The following is a 21,723-nucleotide window of genomic DNA, read 5'->3' on the forward strand; positions in this document are numbered from 1 at the left end:
GGCCGGGCCAGTGCACGCGCCCGGATCAGCTACCCGCGTAACCGGGAATAAGCACCGTCCGGGCTAACGCTGAGTTATGACTCCGGCAAGGAATCTGCCAAACGCTGCTCGGCGTCGGCAATCTGCTCGAACACTGCTTCCGCCCGCCGTCGTACGGAAGCCGCTCCGACGGGCACTGGACCGACAGCGAGGCGCAGCATAGCGGCAGCCTCCGCTGTGGTGGCCAGCGAGTTGCCGGCCTTGGACAGTGAACGGTGCACACCCGCAAGGGCACCCGGAATATCGAGGCCGTCGCTGGGTGAGCGACGCTGGGCCTCGACGCAGACCAGCCGGACGCGCGGAGAGAGCGCAGCAAGTTCATTGGCAATGTCCACGAGCTCCTCGTAGAGCTGCGGGTCTTCCACGCCTTCCAGGACCTGGTGGTAGCGATCCAGGCCACGGTGGAAGCGGTCATGGGCGCGACGCCAGAGACCCTTGCCGAGTTCAGCGTCGTCTTTCCGCCCTTGCCGTGCGGAGGTGAAAAAGCCCAAGCGATGCCCTAAAGGTACTGGCCAGGACCGTGGTCCGGGTCCTCCGGCCTGCCGGGGACGGGAGCGCCCTGCCCGGGACGGGCCGCGGGTGCACGTTGGGGCTGGCCATTTTCGCCTATGACAACCCCCGGGGCGATGACAGTACCCGGCGGCAGCTGGCGCAATTGCATCTGGGCCATGGAATGTTCACGGGCAGCGTGCTGGGCGGCAATGGCGGTTTGGATCCCGTGGAAAAGCCCTTCGAGCCAGCCGACCAGCTGCGCCTGGGCAATACGAAGCTCGGCGTCCGAGGGAGTCGCATCATCGGAGAACGGAAGGTTGATCCGCTGTAATTCCTCAACGAGTTCCGGGGCCAGCCCGTCCTCGAGTTCCTTGATGGAGCGCTCATGGATTGCAGCGAGCCTGCCGCGTGCGGCGTCGTCCAGGGGAGCCGACTTCACCTCATCCAGGAGCTGTTTGATCATGGTGCCTATCCGCATGACCTTGGCGGGCTCATCCACCAGATCCTGGACGGCGTTCCTCGGTTTGGAATCCGGCCCGGCCGCCGCTACCTCCACAGAGGGCTGACTGCCGTCATCGATGGGTGTCCCCTCCACAGGGGTCTCTTCTGCTGACTGAGTGTCTGCGGGATCGCTCATGGGTTCATACTCTCATGACCGGCGGATACGTTACGCCTGTCCGGTGAGGGATGAACGACGGGGCCGTTCATCCCTCACCGTTTACTTCAACAGCATCGTCCTTGCGGATTGTTGTCCTGACGGTCGGTCCTGTCGCGCCAGAACTCCCGCTCGCTCAGTGGCGGGCCGTCATGCCCGGATGCCTCGTGGTGCTCCAGGTATTTCCGGTACGCGTCGGCACCGACCAGGGCGCCAAGATACTGGGCAAAGCCGCGGAACCCTGCCTTCACTCCGTTCATCAGTGATGTCCGGATCTCTCAAGCCGCTTATCCGCAGGAAGCTTGTTCCATTCCGCCATCAGCGCACGTTCTGAAGGGGTTGGAATCAGGCCAGCGGGTGCGTAGACCCGGGATGCGCTCGCCTGGTCCTCGTGATCCTTGTTGGGGATGCCCGAGGCTGCGTTCCTGAAGGCCTTCACAGTAGCCCGCACCGCGGTGATGATGACGATGATGCTCAACGTCACGAAAATCACCGACAGCCAGCCCTGCACGGTGGTGTTTCGCACAACGGCTTCCATCGCTGTCACCGTCTTGGCCGTACCGAAGGAGGTCTTGCCCTCGTCGAGTGCCTTGGAGAATGCGGCGTTATTCGCGAAGTAGCCCACAGCGGGGACCGGAGAGAAGATCTTGTGGAAGCTCGCCGTAATGGTGACAACGGCAGCAAACGCAAGCGGCGCCGCCACAATCCAGATGTACTTGAAGGACCCACGCTTGGCAGCAATGGCCATGCACACCGCCAGTGCAATAGCGGCCAGCAGCTGGTTGGCGATTCCGAACAGCGGGAAAAGTGTATTGATGCCGCCGAGCGGATCGGTGACACCCATCAGCAGAACAGCGCCCCACGCTCCGACCATGACGGCTGTGCAAAGCCAGGCCCCGGGACGCCAGGACGCTTCCTTGAATTTGGGGACAAAGTTTCCGATGGAATCCTGAAGCATGAACCGCGCAACACGCGTGCCGGCGTCGACCGCTGTGAGAATGAAGAGCGCCTCGAACATGATGGCAAAGTGGTACCAGAACGCCATCATCGAAGTGCCGCCGATGAACTGCTGCATGATGTGCGCAAGGCCCACGGCCAGCGTCGGAGCCCCGCCTGTCCGGGAAACGATGCTTTCTTCGCCGACGTTTGCCGCTGTCTGCGCCAGGAAGTCCGGTGTGAGGTTGACGCCGGACAAGCCCAGGCTGTTGACCCAGGCCGCTGCAGTTTCTATGGTTCCCCCCGTCAGGGCGGCCGGAGAGTTCATGGCAAAGTACAGGCCGCGGTCGATGGAAATGGCGGCAACGAGGGCCATGATGGCCACGAACGACTCCATCAGCATCCCGCCGTAGCCAATGAGCCGGGTCTGGCGCTCCTTTTCGATGAGCTTGGGGGTGGTACCGGAAGCGATGAGGGCATGGAACCCCGAGAGCGCCCCACAGGCGATAGTGACGAACAGGAACGGGAACAACGCGCCGGAAAATACCGGGCCGTTGTCCCGGCTGGCGAACTCGCTGAAGGCCGGGACGGTAATTTCCGGGCGGACCACAATGATGGCCAGGGCCAGCATCACAATCACGCCGATCTTCATAAACGTGGAGAGGTAGTCACGCGGCGCCAGGAGCAACCAAACGGGCAGGATCGCAGCAATGAAGCCGTAGACAATGAGGCCCCAGGCGATAGTGACCTTATCCAGGTGGAAGAAGGCGGCACCCCACTCTGTGCCAGCCACAGCACCGCCGCCAATGATTGCAGCCATCAACAGCACGAATCCGATGATCGATACTTCCAGGACCTTGCCCGGACGGATGAAGCGCAGGTACACCCCCATAAAGAGCGCAATCGGGATGGTCATGCCCACCGAGAAAACGCCCCAGGGGCTTTCGCCGAGGGCGTTCACGACGACGAGCGCCAGGATGGCGACGATGATCACCATAATGAGCAGCGTGGCCACGAGGGCGGCAGTGCCGCCGATCAGGCCAAGTTCTTCGCGGGCCATCTGCCCCAAAGAACGGCCACCGCGGCGCATGGAAAAGAACAGGACAAGGTAATCCTGGACGGCACCGGCAAGAACGACGCCGATGATGATCCAGATGGTGCCCGGAAGGTATCCCATTTGAGCCGCGATGACAGGTCCGACGAGGGGACCGGCGCCTGCGATGGCAGCAAAGTGATGTCCGAACAGGACGTTGCGGTCAGTGCGGACATAGTCTTTTCCGTCCGCCTTGTATTCAGCTGGTGTGGCGCGGCGGTCATTCGGCTTGGTGATGTAGCGTTCGATCACCTTCGAGTAAAAGCGGTATCCGATCAAGTACGTGCAGACCGAGGCAAAGACAAACCAGATGGCGTTTACCGTTTCGCCCCGGACAATGGCGAGCATGAACCAGGCCACGCCGCCTAAAAGTGCAATTGCTACCCACAGCCCGATCTTGGCCGGGGTCCATTTAGCGTCTTCAGCTTCCTTGGCCTCATTCACCGCGGTAGCGGGAAGGGCCGGATCGCCTTCCAAAAGATCCTCCGACAATGTGTTCGGCGATTCTTCTTCGTACGTTTTTCCCACGTCTCCTCCTTGAGAACCCGGTAGAGCGTTGTGCTCGTTTTCGCCGGGCGGAGCCCCACATCCCCCGACGCAGTGCTCACAGTACTTGACGTCACCGCTCGTCGGAACATCATTACAAAGGGTCAAATTGCGTGACAACCGAGCCGCCCGGGGGTTGACGCCAGCTCACGGGGCAGGCCTGGCAATCGAAGGAGGCCCGCCGTTGGCTTGGCTGAGGCTGGCTTGGCTTGGGCTGGCTTGGCTGAGGCTGCCCGGGCTCGCGTTTCCGGCGCTCCCATTGGAGTTCTGCGAGAGCTGGATCATGCGGGCTTCGCAGAGGTCAAGCCACCGGACCTCCGCCTCTGTCTGGAAAATCAGCGAGTCCAGCACAAGCAGCGACGCGGTATCCACAGTGCGCTGGTTCGCCGCTGTGTCCCTGCGGGCTCTGGTGTACTCCTGGAGCGCAGCCATTGAAGCGGTCCGTTGAACCTGAATGATCGCACTCACATCTACTCCCGGCAGGGTAACCGCCAGGGCGAGTTTGATGGCGAGTTCGTTTCGTGGCGGACTGTCCCGCTCCACCGGCGCGGCGAACCAGCTCTGAACCTGTGTCCGGCCCGCCTCGGTGATGCTGTAGATGACGTGGCCGGCGCCGTCGTCGCCGTCTTTCTTCACGAGACCGTCACGCTCCAAACGGTCAAGCGTGGTGTAGACCTGGCCGATATTCAGGGGCCAGGTGGCCCCGGTCCGGTCCTGGAATTCCACCCGTAACTGGTAGCCGTAGCGCGCCTGGTCCTGGAGCAGGGCCAGAAGACTGTGACGAACGGACATTCGGCTCCCGCTGATAGCCGGACACCGGTACGCACGCGCCCCCAAGCTAGACGCGTGCATACCGCGTATGGAACAACCCTAGCGTTGTGGAACCCCAGGACAAAAACCCACGCCGCAAATCTCGGATTTAGATGACGAGCAGGACTTTGCCCATGTGTTCACCCGAGTCGAAGTACTCGTGGGCGGCGCGCACCTGGTCCAACGGGAAAGTTTTGGCTACCAGAACCTTGATTCTGCCATCGGAGAGCAAGGGCCAGACTGACTCCCGGACGGCGTTCATGATGACGGCTTTTTCCTCCGATGGCCGCGGACGCAAGGCGGTCCCGACGATCGCTGCCCGTTTGCCCAGGAGTTTCCCGAGGTCCAACTCCCCTTTGGTCCCGCCCTGAAGGCCAATCACGATCAACCGTCCATAGTCAGCGAGCGCGTCGACGTTCTGCTTCAGGTATTTGGCCCCGACGACGTCGAGAATCACATCCGCGCCCCGCCCGCCGTTTTGTGCACGGAGGCTCGCACCAAAATCTTCCTCGGCATAGTTGATGGCGATATCGGCGCCGAGGAATGCTGTTGCGGTGCTGACCTTCTCCGCCGTTCCGGCAGTTGTGGCAACTTTGGCCCCGAAGGCCTTCGCCAACTGGACGGCCATGGTTCCGATGCCGCCGGTGGCACCATGGATCAGCACAGTCTCGCCGGGCTGCAGTTGCGCCGTCATCATGAGGTTGGAGTAGACAGTAGCCGCTACCTCGGGCAGCGCGGCTGCAGTGACCAGGTCTACGCCGTCGGGGACCCTCAGGACCTGCCCGGCGGGCACGGCCACCTGCTCGGCGTATCCCCCGCCTGCGAGCAGCGCCACTACTTTGTCCCCCATGCTGAACGGCTTGGCAACGTCGGGCCCAAAGCCGGCGATCCGTCCTGATACCTCCAGCCCGGGAATTTCCGAGGCACCCGCCGGAGGCGGGTAATAACCCTTCCGCTGCTGGACATCCGCCCTGTTAAGGCCTGCGGCGACGACGTCGATAAGCACCTCACCGGGACCGGGAACCGGTGCGGGGACGTTCCGGATTTCCAGGGCTTCAGGCCCTCCGGGCTGCGAGATGTAGACGGCCTTCATTGAAAACTCCCCGTTACCTAGCTGATTCCTGCGCCCGGACCCTGGTTCCGGCTGCACTTTTTCCATTGTCACCGAAAGGCTTGCCGGAATTGTTTCAGCAACACTGTTTTTGTCGCAGCCAACTGCCTATGAAACACTACTGTTACTGGAAGGTTGTCCGAGCGGCCGAAGGAGCTAGTCTTGAAAACTAGTGTGCGGTAACCCCGTACCAAGAGTTCGAATCTCTTACCTTCCGCGAACAAGTGCCCCAGGTTCTGAATTTCATCAGAACCTGGGGCACTTTTCGCTTAAGAGCCATTGAAACGGTCGGTGCCTCGGCATAGTGTCTGTCCTGTCGCCGCTGCCCCAACAACCATGCGGTGGTGGCCCATCGCTGTTGATGCACTCAACACTGACCTATCTAGGAGCAATCATGCCCACTCCTGACATCCACCCAGGTGATCCCTGCTGGATCGACCTCATGACCTCGGATGCGGAAAAAGCGAAGTCCTTCTATGGCGAACTCTTCGGCTGGACTTTTGAGACCGGCGACCAGGAGATGTACGGCGGCTACGTTTCGGCCGCCAAGAACGGCAAGGCAGTAGCCGGCATTATGCCCAAACAGGAAGACCAGGCCGGCATGCCCGACGCGTGGTCCACCTACCTCGCCGCGGAGGACGTCGCGGCGACCGCCACCGCCGTCGCTGAACACGGCGGTCAGGTGTTCATGGAGCCCATGGATGTGCCCGAGCAGGGACAAATGGCATTCTTCGGGGACCCGGCGGGTGCTGCCTTCGGTGTGTGGCAGCGCCGTGAGCACAAGGGGTTCCAGATTGCGGCCGAACCCGGCGCCCCGGTCTGGCACGAACTCCATGCGAAGGACTACCCCGCCGCGATCAGGTTCTACCAGGACGTTTTTGCCTGGGAGACGGAGGTCATGAGTGACGCTCCGGATTTCAAATACACCACCCTTGGAGCCGGGGATGCAGCCCGGGCAGGAATCATCGACGCTTCACTGTTCCTGCCTGAGCATATTCCGTCCCACTGGCAGGTGTATTTCGGGGTTGAGGACACCGATGCCGCCGTCGAGAAGGCGGTTTCCATGGGGGCCTCCGTTCTGGAGCCGGCCCAGGACAGCCCGTTCGGCCGGGTAGCTACCCTCGCCGATCCTACGGGCGCCACCTTCAAGATCATTGAGGCTGTGGACCAGGGCGCCTAAAGCAGCCAGGGAGGCCTCCGAGGCGCCTAGTTCCGCACCTTGGAGGCCTTTCAACAATTTGCTGTAAAAATACCGGCCGGGAGCTTCCCTCGAAGCTACTGGCCGGTATTCTTTTGGCATGTGAGGGGTGAAACGTTTCGCTGGGGGACGTTTCATCGAATGCACGCCCAGGTCATCCTGCGTTCATTTAACGCTGTTTTCATGTGCCGGAAACTACTTTGACCAGGAGTACAGGCCGGTCCCGGTGTCCGTTGGTACAACCCGGATGCCTTCAATGAGGTCCCTCACCCAGGGCCACCTAACGAGAGTCAGAGCGAATGCACCGTACACCTTGGAAAATCGCGCTGGGTACAGCACTGGCGGCGGGGCTCATCGCCCCGCTGGCAGCTGTTCCGGCCGTGGCGGCAGAGGTCTCACCAGCCGCAGGCAGTTCACCAGTAATCATCAACGAGGCCTACCTCAGCGGCGGAAGCGCAGGGGCGGCCTATAAGAACAAATTCGTTGAGCTTTACAACGGCTCCGACGTCGCAGTGCCACTGGACGGCTGGTCACTCCAATACAGGGCGGGCGGAGGTACAGGACTGCCGAACAATGTGGCTCCCCTTAGCGGCAGCATCCCCGCCAAGGGCCACTACCTGATCAAGGGCGCCACCAACAGCGCCACATCAACGGCAGCCGAACTGCCCACCGCAGATGTTGTGGCCACTGGCTTCAACCCGGCGGGAACCACCGGAACAATCGTCCTGGCCAGGCAGACAACCGCCATAAACCCGTTGCCTACGGGCTCAGTGGTTGAAGCGGCGAACATCGCTGACCTGCTGGGATATGGGACCACCAACACCTTCGAAACCCAGGCAGCCACAGCCCCTGGCGGAAACACAGACGTTAAAAGCCTCAACCGTACCGGCGGGGCGGACAGCAACAGCAATTCAGCCGACTTCACCCTGAGTGCCTCGATCACCCCCACGGCCGCCGGCGGAACAGGAAATCCGGGTCCAGGAGATCCTGGCCCTGTAGATCCCGGTCCCACCCCGGCGCCCATGGTGAAAACAATCGCCGAAATTCAAGGCGCAGGCCCCGCCAGCCCTCTTGCCGGCAGCACTGTTACCACCAGGGGCAAAGTCACAGCCGCCTTCCCTACCGGCGGCATCGCCGGTTTCTACCTCCAGACGGCGGGAAGGGGTGGAGACCTCACTCAGGCCAACCACCCGGCGTCGGACGCTGTTTTTGTCTACTCGCCCTCAGCGGTGGGGTCAGTCCAGATCGGCGACTTCGTGGAGGTGACCGGCGCAGTCAGCGAGTTCTTCGGAATGACGCAGCTCACGGCGTCTGACGCGGGCCAGGTGCGCAAACTGACTGAACCTGCCGCCGAGGTGAAAGCCACCGGCTTCAGCCTTCCCGCAGAGGAAACCTTCCGGGAATCCCTCGAGGGCATGCTTCTCGCTCCGCAAGGTCCAGTCACCGTCACTGACAACTACTCACTGAACCAGTACGGCGAGATCGGCCTGGCGGGCGGCACTGCCCCGCTGGTCCAGCCAACCGCAGTGGCCCCTTACGGATCCGCTGAGTACAACGCCGCCGTCGCCGCCAACGCTGCGCGCGGCATCAAGCTCGATGACGGCGCCACCACAAATTTCCTCAAGGATGCGGCCACCAAAGGACAGGTCCTGCCGTACCTCACTGCCACTGATCCTGTGCGGGTCGGAGCCCCCGTCACGTTCACCACCAACGTGGTGCTCGGCTATGCCAACAACGCGTGGAAGCTCCAGCCGCTGACAGCATTGACCGCCGGTAACGCTGCCACTGCCCAGCCCGCAACCTTCGGTGGCACCCGGACAGACGCTCCCGCGGCCGTCGGAGGAAACCTGAAGATTGCCTCCTTCAATGTGCTGAACTACTTCCCCACAACCGGCGACCAGGTGGCCGGCTGCAATTTCTACACCGACCGCAACGGAAACCCGATCACGGTCAAGGACGGCTGCAACGTCCGCGGGGCGGCCAACGCTGAGAACCTTAAGCGCCAGCAGGACAAGATCGTCGCCGCCATCAGCAAAGCCGGCGCCGACGTCGTTTCTCTTATGGAGGTGGAGAACTCCGCCCAGTTCGGCAAGGACAGGGATGACGCCCTTGCCAAGCTTGTTGAGGCCCTCAACGTCGAAACGCCAGGGGTGTGGGATTACGTCCGCAGCCCGGCCAATGCTCCGCCGCTGGCTGACGAGGACATGATCAGGACTGCTTTCATCTATAAGAAGGCCACCGCCCTCCCAGTAGGCGAATCCATCATCCACAACGACACCGTTGCTTTCGCGAGCGCCCGCAAGCCGCTGGCGCAGGCGTTCAAACCGTCAGGCGCGGCTGATGACAAGAAATTCATCGCCATCGCCAACCACTTCAAGTCCAAGGGCTCACCTCCCCCGGCAGATCCCTCGGACACGGACAAGGGTCAGGGCAACGCCAACCTCGCACGTACAGAACAAGCCAAATCCCTTCTGGCATTCTCCAACGAGCTCCAGCGCTCGCAGGGCACTGACAAGGTCTTCCTGATGGGAGATTTCAACGCCTACGCACAGGAGGATCCGCTCAACGTTTTCCGGGCGGCCGGGTATGTAAACCAAGACGAAAAGGCCCGCAACACGGACGGCTCAGCCAAACACTCCTACCTCTTTGGCGGACTGGTGGGTTCCCTTGACCACGTGCTAGCCTCCCCCGCCGCCAATGCGGTTGTTACCGGCGCTGACATCTGGAACATCAACTCTGTGGAGTCAGTGGCTCTGGAGTACAGCAGGTACAACAACAACGTGACCAACTACTACGCTCCCGATCAGTTCCGTGCCAGCGATCACGATCCCGTGGTGGTGGGCCTGGACCTGACTACCGAAACTCCCGCGACCGCAGAGCTGAACTTCCTGGGCATCAACGATTTCCATGGCAGGATCGACAGCAACACGGTCCTGTTTGCCGGCACCATCGAGAAACTGCGTGCCGCTGCACCGGGTCCCACCGCCTTCATCTCGGCGGGCGACAACATCGGTGCCTCACTGTTCGCCTCGGCTGTCGCCAAAGACCAGCCCACCATCGATGTCCTCAATGCCCTCGACCTGAAGGCCTCGGCAGTGGGAAACCATGAGTTCGACGGCGGTTTCGCCGATCTCCGGGACCGAGTCATTGCCGGGGGTGCCAACGCCAGGTTCGCGCACCTTGGGGCGAATGTGTACAAGAAGGGCACCACCGAGCCGGCGCTGCCGGAGTACACGGTGCTGGACATGAACAGCGTCAGGGTTGCTGTGATTGGAACCGTCACGCAGGAGGTTCCGTCGCTGGTCACTCCCGGTGGGATCACCGAACTGGAGTTCGGTGATCCCGTCGACGCAATCAACCGCGTCGCCGCCCGCATTACCGCTGAAGACCTTGCCGACATCATCATCGTCGAAAACCACGACGGCGCCGGCTCGGGAGCACCCGAAGGCGCCACTCTGGAGGAGGAAGTCGCAGCAGGCGGCCCCTTCGCACGGCTCGTCAACCAAACATCCGCAGAAGTGGATGCCATTTTCAACGGGCACACGCACAAGGAGTACTCCTGGGACGCGCCTGTTCCCGGCGTCGAGGGCAAGACACGCCCCATCGTCCAGACCGGCAACTACGGCGAGAACGTCGGCCAGATCCAGCTCACGGTAGATACAGCCACCATGGCCGTGACCGGGTACAAAGCCGGCAACGTCAAACGGTTCGTGCCCACTGCCACTGAAACGGCGGCGGACATTGTCGCCAAATACCCGCGCGTGGCAGCAGTGAAGACCATCGTGGACAAGGCCATCGCTGACGCCGCGGTTGTCGGTAACCAGCCGGTCGGCAAGGTCACCGCGGATATCACCACGGCGTTCAGCCCTGATCCCGCCGGCGGTCCTGCCAAGCGTGATGACCGCGCCAGCGAATCCACATTGGGTAACCTCGTGGCCGATTCCCTCGCTGCCAGCCTGGGAACGGCGGAACTCGGCGGCGCGGAGATCGGCGTCGTGAATCCCGGCGGTTTGCGGAACGAGTTGTACTTCGCACCTGACGGAACCATCACCTATGCCGAGGCCAACGCCGTACTGCCGTTCGTGAACAATCTATGGACGACGTCCCTGACCGGTGCGCAGTTCAAGACGCTGCTGGAGCAGCAGTGGCAGACGAATCCCGACGGCACGGTGCCCAGCCGCGCCTACCAGCAACTGGGGCTTTCCAAGAACGTCAACTACACGTTCGACGCCGCCCGGCCCGCCGGAGACCGCATCACCTCCATCCGCGTGGGCGGGGTCCCAGTTGATCCGGCGAAGGCCTACCGGATCGGGACGTTCAGCTTCCTCGCCACAGGAGGGGATAACTTCCGGGTCTTCAAGGAAGGAGCCAACACCAAGGACTCGGGACTCGTGGACAGGGATGCGTGGATCAAGTACCTGCAGGAACACAATCCCGTATCCCCCGATTTCGCGCGGCGCAGCGTGGCCGTAGTGAACACGACGGCCACTGACGTCAAAGCGGGCGAGCCTATCTCGCTGGCTGTCTCCAAGCTGGATCTCGCCTCACTCGGCAGTCCGGTGAACACTTCCCTGAAGGCCGTCTTTGTTGACGCTTCCGGTGTGTCCACCGAGCTTGGCAGCATCGGCGTCTCCGGCGGCGCCGCCACTGTGGACGTCAAGGTACCGGCCGGTGCCGCGGTAGGAACGGCAACGCTTGTCCTCACCGCTGCGGAATCCGGGACAGTGATCAAGACCGATGTCCGTGTGGCGTCCAGCGGACCCGTTCCTCCTGTCTGCACCGCACCGGTTCCGCCCGCCAAGTGGTACGACGTCCGCGGCTGGATCAGGTACGCCTTCGCTCTCATTGAGTACCGGAAGTGCCTGAAGGGCTGATCTATCAGAAGCAGGGGCATGCCTTCCGATAACGGGAGGCATGCCCCCTTTGCCTTGCCCTGACGGCATCAGGAAGGAGGGAAGCCTCAGTCAGGCAGAAAGTCAGAGTCCCAAGATGGCGCGGGCGATCTCGTCGGCGTCCCGCAGGGTCCGTTGCCCGCTCGGGTAGACCGGTCCATGTTGCTGCCTGGCTTCGGCTGCAATCGCGGTGCCCCATTGCGCCGCCGATAACTGCAGGCCAAGAACATAGAGGCCGTTTGTAACAGAGCCGTTCGCGGCCACAGCCCGGTAGGGATGCGGCTGCACATCCAATCCGGAGGTTTCCACCGGAGTACCCTCCGCTGTCATCATGAGCCGCGGCCTGACGAGCCCGTCGGCCAACAGCTGTTCCAGCAGCGTGGACTTGTTTCGGGCCACCCTGTTCGCCGGGGCCAGCGCTTCAAGGAGAGTGCTGGCCTTGACGCTGCCGGTCCTGACCCAGGGGGAAGCGGCCGAGAACTGCCGGGACGTCCTGTCGAGGCCGAACTTGGGATCGGGGCCCACAAAACTGACCACTCCGGCACGGGCGAGAGCAGCCAGCTGCTCCGAGCGAATGGCAGGCGGACCGCTGGCCAGCCCTTCGACGAACGACTCGAACCAGCCGCGCAGGCCGCCGACCCAGGACTCATCGGTGATGCCGCCGTCGGCCACTGCCGATTTCAGCACCGCCCGCCCGTGATGCAGGGCGCCAATGGTCATTTTGACGGGATCGTCTTCACCGAGGGCTGAGCGGCGGGCGTCGTCCTCCAGATAGTCCACGACGGCGGCGTCGAGGTCACTGCGGGATGCGAAGGACCTTCCGGCCAGCGGGGCGGCCAGCCCTAGAAGGTCAAGTCTGCCGGAAGGCACCACATGCGCCGCGACCACCCGGTCCACTTCGTTTTCCCATTTGACGGTGCTGTGCGCGTGGGGACGCAGAACCTCCTCAAGCGCCTCCAGGAACAGAGCCGGTTCGTTCACGGCAACGGGGCTCGTCCTGACCAGCGTTGTGTAGCAGGCCCAGAGGGCATCGCGGTGCAGCAGCGGCCACAAGTCATGGTCGAACGAGGGGACAATGCCGGCTGAGGCAAACCTGGCCAAGGCTGCGTCTGTCAGGTATCGGAGGCTCACGGCATGGGGATAATAGCCCGCCAAGGCTGCCTTGGCGCGGTACGGCGTCCCCCGGCGGGAGGCTGCGATGATCTTTGGCTCCTGGCCCGAGGGCAGGTACTCCAGTGCGTAGCGCCCGGAAGAACCGGGAGCGCCCTGACTCACGGCATCCACGTACTTCCCGCCGCGTCCCTCGGTGAGTTGGCCCATCACGTCAAAGAAGTTCAGACCCATCCCGCGGACCAGCACGGGTTCGCCCGCCGGGACAACGGACCAGTCCACATCCGCTGGTGCCGCCGGAGGGAGGTAGAGCAGACCGAACTGGCGGGCGCCTGCCTGCAGGGCGCGCTGCTCCGCGTTGAGCCTTGCCTCCAGGTGCCCCAGGGCCAGGACCACTGACTGAACGGCGAGGGAGCCGCCGTCGTCGAGCCCGACGTCGAACGTTCCGTTGCCGTTATGCCGAACCGAAACGGCGGAGGTTTTGTGGAACTGGATGGTGACGCCGTCGGGAAGACGGCCGAGCAATTCCTCCAGCGTGGTGCTCAGGTACCGGCCGTACAGGGCACGGCTCGGAAAATCTCCGGCTGCGAGGGTGGAGAGCTCGGCCCGCTCCTCGGCGGTCAGCGATGGCAGGGGCTGTTGCTGCTGGTCCTGGCGCCACCGATCAAAAGTGCCGCCCGCCAAAGGAGGGGCCAGCTGCGGGTCCTGGGGGATCAGCGTTGGGTAAAAGGACTGGGTGTTCATGAGATAGAGCCTGGATTGACCTGACTGCCACACGTGGCCTGGTCCGGCGGGATAGGGGTCCACAACGTCAATGTGGAGGCTTCCAGCATCGGGATGGCCCTTTTCGGAGGCAGGGCGGGCTGCCCAGTTGGCCAGCAGGCGTTCCAACACGCTGGTACCCCTGGGTCCGGCGCCTATCAGTGCCGTCCGGATCCTTTGAGATATGCCCACGGCATCCAGCGTATCCGCATGTGGCGTGCCTGCTTGACTTGCTAGCGGTGTACCGATGTTGCTTGGATGGGCCCATGACCACCACCGAAGCTGACCAACAGCCCGCGTCCGGCCACACCTCGGCTCCGGCGACAGCCCCCGAGCCCATCGACGAGAACATCTGGCTGGAGAAGATTTACGGCGAGGAGCAACTGGCCTGGGTCCGCGAACAGAACGCCCGTACTGAGGATCTGCTTGAGGACTCCGATTATGCCGAACTGGAGGAGCGGGTCCTCGAAGTCCTTGATTCCACGGACAAGATCCCCATGGTGGGCAAGCATGGAAGTTGGTACTACAACTTCTGGAAGGACGGCAAGAACCCCAAAGGCCTGTGGCGGCGCACGTCTTGGGACAGCTACTGCAGCGGGTCCCCCGAGTGGGACGTTCTCCTTGACGTTGATGCGCTGGCTGCCGAGGAAGGAGAGGAATGGGTCTTCCACGGAGCTGACTTCCTGAGGCCGCCTGCAGGCGAACAGCACCGGCTGGTGCTCCTCGCCCTCTCCCCCGACGGTGGCGACGCCAACCGGTACCGGGAGTTCGACGTCGTCAACCGCACCTTTGTTGACGCCGCTGATGGCGGCTTCGACCTGCCTACGGCAAAGGGCAATGTCTCCTGGCTGGACGCGGACACACTCCTGGTGGCCTCCACCGCGGAAGAACTGCCGAAAACGGCATCATCCTACGCCCGAACGGGTGTGATCCTGCGGCGGGGCGGCTCGCTGGCCTCCGCTGAGCGGCTCTTTGAGATCCCCGAGGACCACATGATGGCGCTCATCTCCCACGACTCCACACCGGGGTTCGAGCGCACTTTCGCCGTTGACTGGATCGATTTCTTCAACCGGCAGACATCAGTACTCCGCGATGGCTCCTGGCTGCGGATCGACGTTCCCACTGACGTCAACCTCAGCCTCCACCGTGAATGGTTGCTCTTCAGGCCGCAGGGCGACTGGACAGTCAACGGCACCACGTATCCTGCCGGATCACTGCTGGCCGCGGACTTTGAGAATTACCTGTCAGGCGGACGGGAACTGGTGGTCCTGTTCGCTCCTGACTCAAGCACGTCTCTTCAATCGTGGAGCTGGACCCGCAACTTCCTCCTGCTGAATCTGCTCCGGGACGTTTCCTCCGAGATCCGCGTCCTTGATCCGTCATGGCCGGCCGAGGAAAGCGGTTCAGCCTGGGGTTCCTCCGCACTGGACGCCTGCCCGCCCCTCCATGACGTCACGGCCTACGCCGTGGACGATGAGGATGAGGACCAGGTCTCCGCGGACGACTTCTGGCTCGTCGCAACCGGGTTCACCACCCCCAGCACCCTGACCCGCGGAACGTTGAAGCGCGAGGGCAATACGGTGGGCAGCACCCATGAAGTGATCAGGTCCTCGCCGTCGTTCTTTGACGACTCGGCCTACGAGGTCCAGCAGCACTTTGCGGTATCCGAGGACGGCACCAGGGTGCCGTACTTCCAGGTGGCATCCAGGGACCTGGTCCTCGATGGGCAGAACCCCACCCAGCTTTCCGGTTACGGCGGCTTCGAGATTTCCCGGACCCCCGCCTACAGCGGAGCCATCGGACGGGCCTGGCTGGAGCGTCGCACTGTTGGCACCGCAGGCTCTGACAGTGGCGGTTCTAAGGGTGGTAAGGGTTCAGACGGTGCAGCCGGCCACTCCCGTGGCGGAGTTTTCGTGGTGGCGAACATCCGCGGCGGAGGGGAATACGGCCCTTCGTGGCACCGGGCTGCGCTGAAGGAGAAGAGGCACCGCGCCTATGAAGACTTCGCCGCGGTGGCAAGGCATCTGGTTTCCCGGGGCGTAACGTCACGCGAACGCCTGGGCTGCGTGGGCGGTTCCAATGGTGGGCTGCTGGTGGGCAACATGCTCACGCAGTACCCGGAATTGTTTGGCGCCGTGTCCTGCGGTGTGCCCCTCCTTGATATGCGGCGCTACACGAAGCTGTCCGCTGGCCACTCCTGGATTGCCGAGTACGGCGACCCCGACAACCCTGAGGACTGGCATTTCATCAGGACCTTTTCGCCGTACCACCTCCTCAGGGACGGCGTGGACTATCCGGAAACATTCATCTGGACGGCAACCTCAGATGACCGTGTCGGCCCGGTCCAGGCGCGGAAGATGGCGGCCCGCATGCAGGCCATGGGGATTCCCAACGTCTGGTACCACGAAGCACTCGAAGGAGGCCATGCAGGTGCATCGGACAACCGCCAGGCCGCAGCCCTCCAAAGCCGAAGCCAGCACTTCCTGTGGCGGGCCCTTGCCGGACGGGCCGGATGATCCAAGCTGGAACGGGCCCGCTGTCCGTCGGCAGGGTGGACTGAAGGATGCAGAGGAGCTTTCCGGCGTGCACTTCCAATGCTGCGGGCCGCATTCCCGAACCGTTTTGCACTGCATGGCCCGTTCTGCGTATCCTTGGTGGGCTAGTAATAGCAATTGGAGACGTGCCAGAGCGGCCGAATGGGCTTCACTGCTAATGAAGTGTGGGGCACAACTCCACCGGGGGTTCAAATCCCCCCGTCTCCGCGTTGGGTCCCGGTCATCGACCGGGACCTTTTGCGTAGGGCGACAACCTGACGCAGCCCTCCAAAGGACCGTGTGAGGATAAGCGGATGGCAAACAACAGCAGTGTGGCGGCAGCCTCCTGGAGCCCCCGGCTTGCCTTGCTTGTGGCGGCCACCTTCTTTATGGAATTCCTCGACGGCACCGTGCTGGTCACCGCCATTCCGAGTATCGCCAGAGATTTCGGCGTTGCACCAACCGACGTCAACATCACGATGACCGCCTACCTCATGACGGTGGCCATGGGGATTCCCATCAGCGCCTGGCTGGCGGAAAGGCTCGGGGCCCGGAACGTATTCTGTGTCGCCATAGCCACCTTTACGGCAGCTTCCCTGCTCTGCGCCCTCAGCCAGGACCTGACAATGCTGACGTTGAGCCGGATCCTGCAGGGCGCGGGCGGCGCGATGATGGTCCCGGTAGGAACACTGGTGGTGCTCCGCGGGACACCCAAGCAGGACCTGCTGCGCGCCACCGCCTACCTCGTCTGGCCCGGGCTCCTGGCACCGGTGTTGGCTCCCGTCATCGGCGGGGCGCTGACCAGCTACCTGTCGTGGCAGTGGATCTTCCTGATCAACATTCCCCTGGGGCTTGGCGCCTTCCTGGTTGCGCTGCGGCTGGTTCCGCAAGGAGCCGGCAACCGGGACCGCCGCCTTGACTGGCCCGGGCTGGCCCTCACAACGTTGGGCGTGGGGTCCGTAGTGGTGGGGCTGGAATATGCAGGCCATCATCCCTCCGATGTCCTCCCCTGGGCTGTCGTCGGGTTCGGGTTGGCGCTCCTCGCCGCTGCTGCCGGCTGGATGCGCCGCAGCGGGCATCCCCTCTTCGACCTGGGAGTTTTCTCCACCAGGACATTCCGTGCAACGGCCACCGGAGGCTTCATCTACCGGCTCACCATCAGCGCCATCCCGTTTTTGCTTCCCCTGATGTTCCAGGACGCCTTCGGGTGGGACCCTTTGCATGCCGGAGCGATGGTGGCCGCCGTATTCGCGGGAAACATCGGCATCAAGCCAGCCACCACCCCGCTGATCCGGCGTTTCGGCTTCAAGCCTGTGCTGGTGTTTGCCTCCTTTGCCTCGGCCATCACCTTCGTTTTATGTTCAATGCTCGACGCCGGCACTCCCGAAGCGCTGATTGCTGTGCTTCTGGTGGTCAGTGGAGCTGCCCGTTCCATTGGCTTCTCGGCCTATGCCTCGGTGCAGTATGCGGACATCGTCCCGGCGCAACTGCCCTCAGCCAACGTGGTGTCCGCGACCCTGGTGCAACTGGCCGCAGGCTCGGGCATTGCTTTGGGTGCCCTCTTCCTGCGTATTTTTGAAAGCACCGGCGCCCTGGGCTGGGACTCCATTGCACCGTACCGTGGCGCGTTCCTGGCGATGGCTGCCCTGATGCTCTTGAGCACTTTGGACAGCCTGTCCCTGCAACGCCACGCTGGCGCCGAAGTAAGCCGCGGGCGGCAGCCCGAGCGGAAGGCAGCGCCTTAGCTCCTAGCCTGCCTGCGCCAGCACCAGGGGCAAAACTGCTCCGGCGCCTGCTCGTCGGAGGGCGCGGGCAGCAACCGTGACGGTCCAGCGGCTGTCGGTGAGATCGTCCACGAGCATGATGCTTTGGCCGGAGAGTGGTTCCAAAGCGGCAGCGAGCGCCGGTCCCACAGCCAGGCGATCCCAGACGCCGGCGAGCCGGTAAGCGCTGTTCCCTCCCCTGGCGCCGGTAGGACCTCCGTGCTCTAGCTGAAGCTGGCCCAGATACGGAATGCGGCCTACCCCTGAAATGCCTTGGGCCAGTGACTCCACCAGGACCGGCTTGCTCCTGGAGGGAATACTGACGATTCCAGTAGGCCTGCCTGCCCCGCTCCAACCCGGCGCACGCTCGCTGCCCGCACCCCACTCCCGAAGAACCTGGACGCACGCCTGAAGCATGGCCGGGTCGATCTCCCGGTCAGGGGCGCCGGATGCGAAGAGCTCGCGCAGGGAACCGCCCCAGCCAAGGTCTGTGAGCCTTCCAAGAACACGTCCCTCAGCTACATTCTCATCCGCTTTGATTTTGCCCTTCACCTGTACGCCCAGCCGGTCCATCCCGGTGGGCCACTGAAGACGGGCCTCCAAGGCCACACCTGCGCGGCTGAGCGTGGCCCCCGCAGCCTCAGTTGCTGAGGAGTTGATGTCGGTAGGGAACCAGCGCCCCGCACAGTTGTCGCAACGTCCGCAGGCCCTCGCCGTCGCATCATCGAGGACCGAGGTGATGTACTCCATCCTGCATCCGGCGGTGTCCTGGTAAATGACCATGGAGTCCTGTTCGTCCACCCGTGCTTCAGCAATACGGCCGTATCTTTCTGAGTCGTAAACCCAGGGCATCCCGGTGGCGCGCCAGCCTCCGCCTACCCGCTCCACTGCTCCATCCACGGCCAGAACTTTCAGCAGCAACTCCAGCGGTGTCCGGCGCAGGTCCACGCGTGCTTCCAAGGCCACCGTGGACACAGCGCTTCCGGCGTCCGCCAGGGCAGTGAGGACAGCAGCAGCCTTTTCTTCGGAAGGCATGGACGCCGTGGCAAAGTACTGCCAGATATCCCGGTCCTCGGATCCGGGCAGAAGAAGTACGTCAGCGTTGGCCGCCCCTCGACCGGCACGGCCAACCTGCTGGTAGTACGCCACGGGCGATGACGGGGCTCCAAGGTGCACAACGAAGCCCAGATCCGGCTTGTCAAAACCCATGCCCAGCGCGGAGGTGGCAACCAAGGCCTTGACCTGGTTGTCCTTAAGCTGCTGTTCCGCCCGTTCCCGGTCCGCGGGGTCAGTTCGCCCCGAATAGGCCAGGACCTTGTGACCGGCTTCAGCCAGCAGCCGCGCGGTATCCTCCGCAGCGGAGACGGTAAGCGTGTAAATGATGCCGCTTCCTGGTAACTCCGCAAGATGCGTCAGCAGCCACCCGAGCCTGTCGCGGGAATCGGGGAGGTTGAGTACCCCCAGCCGCAGGGACTCCCGGCCCAGGGCGCCACGAATGGTCAGTACATCCGCGCCGAGCTGTTCTTCAATATCGTGAACCACCCTGGAGTTGGCGGTAGCTGTGGTCGCCAGAACCGGAACAGTAGTCGGAAGTTCGGTGATCAGGTCTGCGATGCGCCGGTAGTCGGGCCTGAAATCGTGCCCCCAGTCCGAAATGCAGTGGGCCTCGTCAATGACAAGCAGGCCGGTCCGCCGGATCAGTTCCGGCAACTGATTCTCCCGGAACGAGGGATTCGTGAGCCTCTCGGGTGACACCAGCAGCACGTCCACCTCATCCGCCGCCAAGTGCTCCCGGACGGTATCCCACTCGAGCTGGTTGGCCGAGTTGATGGCGACAGCCCTGACTCCGGCCCGTGCCGCGGCGGCCACCTGGTCCCGCATCAGCGCCAGCAGCGGGGACACGATGAGGGTGGGCCCGGCACCGCGACGGCGGAGCAGGAGTGATGCCACGAAATACACGGCGCTTTTCCCCCAACCGGTGCGCTGGACCACGAGCGCCCTGCGCCCGTTGCCAACGAGTGCCTCGATAGCCTCAAACTGGCCATCGTGGAAGTCAGCACCAGGATGGCCAACAAGCTCCCGCAACACTTCAAGCGCCTCGCCGTAGATGGCAGAAGCGGATGAGGATACAGATCCGGCATCGGCGGCAGGAGCGGAAGGAAGATCAGTGTCTTCAAGAGCAGTGTCTTCAAGAACAGTCTCTTCAAAAACAGGGGCATCTCGGTTGTTGAGCATTGCTTCAGTATCCCAGCCACCTCTGACAGCCCAAAAGAAAGCGCTCCTTCCATGTGGATAACAGGACAGGCCTGCCCCGGAAAGGGGAACAGGGCGTTTCCCGCTTCAACGTAAGATGGAACGCGTGACTAGCGACCAGACAAAGACTTTTGACCTCTCGGCGGCCTTCAAGGCCTATGACGTTCGTGGCATTGTGGGCGAATCCATCACTGCGGAAATCGTCGAAGCCGTTGGGGCAGCTTTCGTTGACATCCTGGCCCTTGAAGGCAAGACGGTTCTTGTCGGCGGGGACATGAGGCCATCCTCTCCGGAGTTCAGCAAGGCCTTTGCCAACGGTGCAGCCACGCGGGGCGCCAATGTCCAGTTGCTGGACCTGATCTCCACCGACGAGCTCTACTACGCGTGCGGCGCCCTCAATGCGGCAGGGGCCACTTTCACGGCCAGTCACAACCCCGCGGCCTATAACGGCATCAAAATGGCCAAAGCCGGAGCCGTTCCCATCTCCTCGGAAACCGGGCTGAAGGAGATCCAGGCACTCGCTGAGGAGTACCTCGCAGCGGGCACGATTCCTGCCGCCCCCAGCCGCGGCCAGATCGGCGTCCATGATGTTCTCAAGGACTACTCCAAATACCTTCGCAGCCTGGTGGATCTCAGCAGTTCACGCCCCCTCAAGGTAGTTGTGGATGCAGGCAACGGCATGGCCGGCCTCACCACTCCTGCTGTCCTGGGCGACACCCTGCTGCCCAAACTCCCCCTCGAGATAGTGCCCCTTTACTTCGAGCTGGACGGTTCCTTCCCGAACCACCCGGCGAACCCCCTGGAACCGGAAAACCTCCGAGACCTCCAGGCCGCCGTCGTCGAGCACGGGGCAGATATCGGCCTGGCCTTTGATGGCGACGCGGACCGCTGCTTTGTCATCGACGAAAAGGGCGAGCCGGTGTCGCCGTCGGCCATCACCGGTATGGTGGCGCGGCGCGAAATCGCCCGGGCCAAAGCCCTGGGCGAAGAAACCCCCACCATCATCCACAACCTGCTGACATCAAAGGCAGTGGCGGAACTCGTGGAGCACGACGGCGGCCGAGCCGTCCGCACTCGGGTGGGCCATTCCTTCATCAAGGCAGTCATGGCCGAGGAAGGCGCCGTCTTCGGAGGCGAGCACTCGGCACACTTTTATTTCCGCGATTTTTGGAACGCGGACACCGGCATGCTCGCGGCCATGCACGTGTTGGCTGCTCTGGGTGAACAGCAGGGTCCGTTGTCCGAACTCGGCCGCGAATACGAACCCTACGTATCCTCCGGGGAGATCAACTCCGAGATCGAGGACAAAGCTGCCGCAGTGGAACGGGTCCGCAACAACTTCGAGAATGAAGATGTTGAGATCGACCACATGGACGGCAGCACCTTCACCGCCAGGGACGGCAGTTGGTGGTTCAACCTTCGCCCCTCAAACACTGAGCCGTTCCTCCGGCTCAACGCTGAAGCCGTGGACAGGGCCACCATGGAAAGCCTGCGCGACCGCGTCCTCGCCCTGGTCCGGAGCTAGTCCG

General features: G+C 63.0%; 13 protein-coding genes and 2 tRNA genes. 7 read left to right on the plus strand and 8 right to left on the minus strand.

The genetic code is table 11. The features are described from left to right. Nucleotides 1-74: 74 nt before the first annotated feature. The 6 genes from M1E05_RS17680 to M1E05_RS17705 form a co-directional block, all read right to left on the minus strand. Nucleotides 75-530: a hypothetical protein gene (locus M1E05_RS17680; RefSeq protein WP_458113266.1), complete on the minus strand. Its 456-nt coding sequence runs from the start codon at nt 528-530 to the stop codon at nt 75-77. A gap of 8 nt (nt 531-538) precedes the next feature. Beyond that, nucleotides 539-1,168, minus strand: coding sequence for a bacterial proteasome activator family protein (locus M1E05_RS17685; RefSeq protein ID WP_461163737.1), 630 nt, complete (start codon nt 1,166-1,168; stop codon nt 539-541). An 86-nt stretch (nt 1,169-1,254) separates the two neighbouring features. Next, nucleotides 1,255-1,446: a YbdD/YjiX family protein gene (locus tag M1E05_RS17690; protein WP_458113264.1), complete on the minus strand. Its 192-nt coding sequence runs from the start codon at nt 1,444-1,446 to the stop codon at nt 1,255-1,257. After that, nucleotides 1,446-3,743, minus strand: coding sequence for a carbon starvation CstA family protein (locus M1E05_RS17695; protein ID WP_458113263.1), 2,298 nt, complete (start codon nt 3,741-3,743; stop codon nt 1,446-1,448). The genes M1E05_RS17690 and M1E05_RS17695 overlap by 1 nt, the downstream gene beginning before the upstream one ends. Nucleotides 3,744-3,908: 165 nt before the next feature. Beyond that, the gene (locus tag M1E05_RS17700) at nt 3,909-4,553 is read right to left on the minus strand and encodes a PadR family transcriptional regulator (RefSeq protein ID WP_461163738.1); all 645 of its coding nucleotides are present in this window, start codon (nt 4,551-4,553) and stop codon (nt 3,909-3,911) included. A 127-nt stretch (nt 4,554-4,680) separates the two neighbouring features. Then, the gene (locus M1E05_RS17705) at nt 4,681-5,664 is read right to left on the minus strand and encodes an NAD(P)H-quinone oxidoreductase (RefSeq protein ID WP_458113261.1); all 984 of its coding nucleotides are present in this window, start codon (nt 5,662-5,664) and stop codon (nt 4,681-4,683) included. Nucleotides 5,665-5,811: 147 nt separating this feature from the next. Here M1E05_RS17705 and M1E05_RS17710 point away from each other — a divergent pair. The 3 genes from M1E05_RS17710 (at nt 5,812) to M1E05_RS17720 (ending at nt 11,754) form a co-directional block, all read left to right on the plus strand. After that, a tRNA-Ser gene (locus M1E05_RS17710) sits at nt 5,812-5,899 on the plus strand. A gap of 177 nt (nt 5,900-6,076) precedes the next feature. Continuing rightward, nucleotides 6,077-6,862, plus strand: a complete 786-nt coding sequence (locus tag M1E05_RS17715; RefSeq protein WP_461163739.1) for a VOC family protein — start codon at nt 6,077-6,079, stop codon at nt 6,860-6,862. A gap of 317 nt (nt 6,863-7,179) precedes the next feature. After that, complete coding sequence (locus M1E05_RS17720; protein ID WP_461163740.1) at nt 7,180-11,754, plus strand: ExeM/NucH family extracellular endonuclease; 4,575 nt, start codon at nt 7,180-7,182, stop codon at nt 11,752-11,754. Nucleotides 11,755-11,856: 102 nt separating this feature from the next. Here the strand turns inward: M1E05_RS17720 and M1E05_RS17725 are convergent, their stop codons facing one another. Next, the gene (locus M1E05_RS17725; protein ID WP_461163741.1) at nt 11,857-13,836 is read right to left on the minus strand and encodes an FAD/NAD(P)-binding protein; all 1,980 of its coding nucleotides are present in this window, start codon (nt 13,834-13,836) and stop codon (nt 11,857-11,859) included. 74 nt (nt 13,837-13,910) lie between these two features. Here M1E05_RS17725 and M1E05_RS17730 point away from each other — a divergent pair, with 74 nt between their 5' ends. The 3 genes from M1E05_RS17730 to M1E05_RS17740 all read left to right on the plus strand — a co-directional run bounded on the left by M1E05_RS17730 (nt 13,911) and on the right by M1E05_RS17740 (nt 17,923). After that, nucleotides 13,911-16,160 (plus strand): prolyl oligopeptidase family serine peptidase, encoded by a 2,250-nt coding sequence (locus M1E05_RS17730; protein ID WP_461163742.1) that lies wholly within the window; start codon nt 13,911-13,913, stop codon nt 16,158-16,160. Nucleotides 16,161-16,318: 158 nt separating this feature from the next. Next, a tRNA-Ser gene (locus M1E05_RS17735) sits at nt 16,319-16,406 on the plus strand. A gap of 86 nt (nt 16,407-16,492) precedes the next feature. Beyond that, on the plus strand, nt 16,493-17,923 hold the full coding sequence (locus tag M1E05_RS17740) for an MFS transporter (RefSeq protein ID WP_461163743.1): 1,431 nt from the start codon (nt 16,493-16,495) through the stop codon (nt 17,921-17,923). Nucleotides 17,924-17,926: 3 nt separating this feature from the next. On the opposite strand, the gene M1E05_RS17745 is transcribed toward M1E05_RS17740, so the two are convergent. Further along, nucleotides 17,927-20,176: a RecQ family ATP-dependent DNA helicase gene (locus M1E05_RS17745; RefSeq protein WP_461163744.1), complete on the minus strand. Its 2,250-nt coding sequence runs from the start codon at nt 20,174-20,176 to the stop codon at nt 17,927-17,929. 124 nt (nt 20,177-20,300) lie between these two features. On the opposite strand from M1E05_RS17745, the gene M1E05_RS17750 reads away from it, so the two are divergent. Then, nucleotides 20,301-21,719, plus strand: a complete 1,419-nt coding sequence (locus M1E05_RS17750; RefSeq protein ID WP_461163745.1) for a phosphomannomutase/phosphoglucomutase — start codon at nt 20,301-20,303, stop codon at nt 21,717-21,719. The last annotated feature ends 4 nt before the right edge of the window (nt 21,720-21,723 follow it).

The organism is Arthrobacter sp. R4-81 (genome assembly GCF_054792365.1).

Coding starts and splice junctions, on each gene's coding strand:
- M1E05_RS17740 (WP_461163743.1), top strand. CDS start 16,493: ATGGCAAACAACAGCAGTGTGGCGGCAGCCTCCTGGAGCCCCCGGCTT.
- M1E05_RS17700 (WP_461163738.1), bottom strand. CDS start 4,553: ATGTCCGTTCGTCACAGTCTTCTGGCCCTGCTCCAGGACCAGGCGCGC.
- M1E05_RS17685 (WP_461163737.1), bottom strand. CDS start 1,168: ATGAGCGATCCCGCAGACACTCAGTCAGCAGAAGAGACCCCTGTGGAG.
- M1E05_RS17705 (WP_458113261.1), bottom strand. CDS start 5,664: ATGAAGGCCGTCTACATCTCGCAGCCCGGAGGGCCTGAAGCCCTGGAA.
- M1E05_RS17715 (WP_461163739.1), top strand. CDS start 6,077: ATGCCCACTCCTGACATCCACCCAGGTGATCCCTGCTGGATCGACCTC.
- M1E05_RS17690 (WP_458113264.1), bottom strand. CDS start 1,446: ATGAACGGAGTGAAGGCAGGGTTCCGCGGCTTTGCCCAGTATCTTGGC.
- M1E05_RS17720 (WP_461163740.1), top strand. CDS start 7,180: ATGCACCGTACACCTTGGAAAATCGCGCTGGGTACAGCACTGGCGGCG.
- M1E05_RS17730 (WP_461163742.1), top strand. CDS start 13,911: ATGACCACCACCGAAGCTGACCAACAGCCCGCGTCCGGCCACACCTCG.
- M1E05_RS17745 (WP_461163744.1), bottom strand. CDS start 20,176: ATGCTCAACAACCGAGATGCCCCTGTTTTTGAAGAGACTGTTCTTGAA.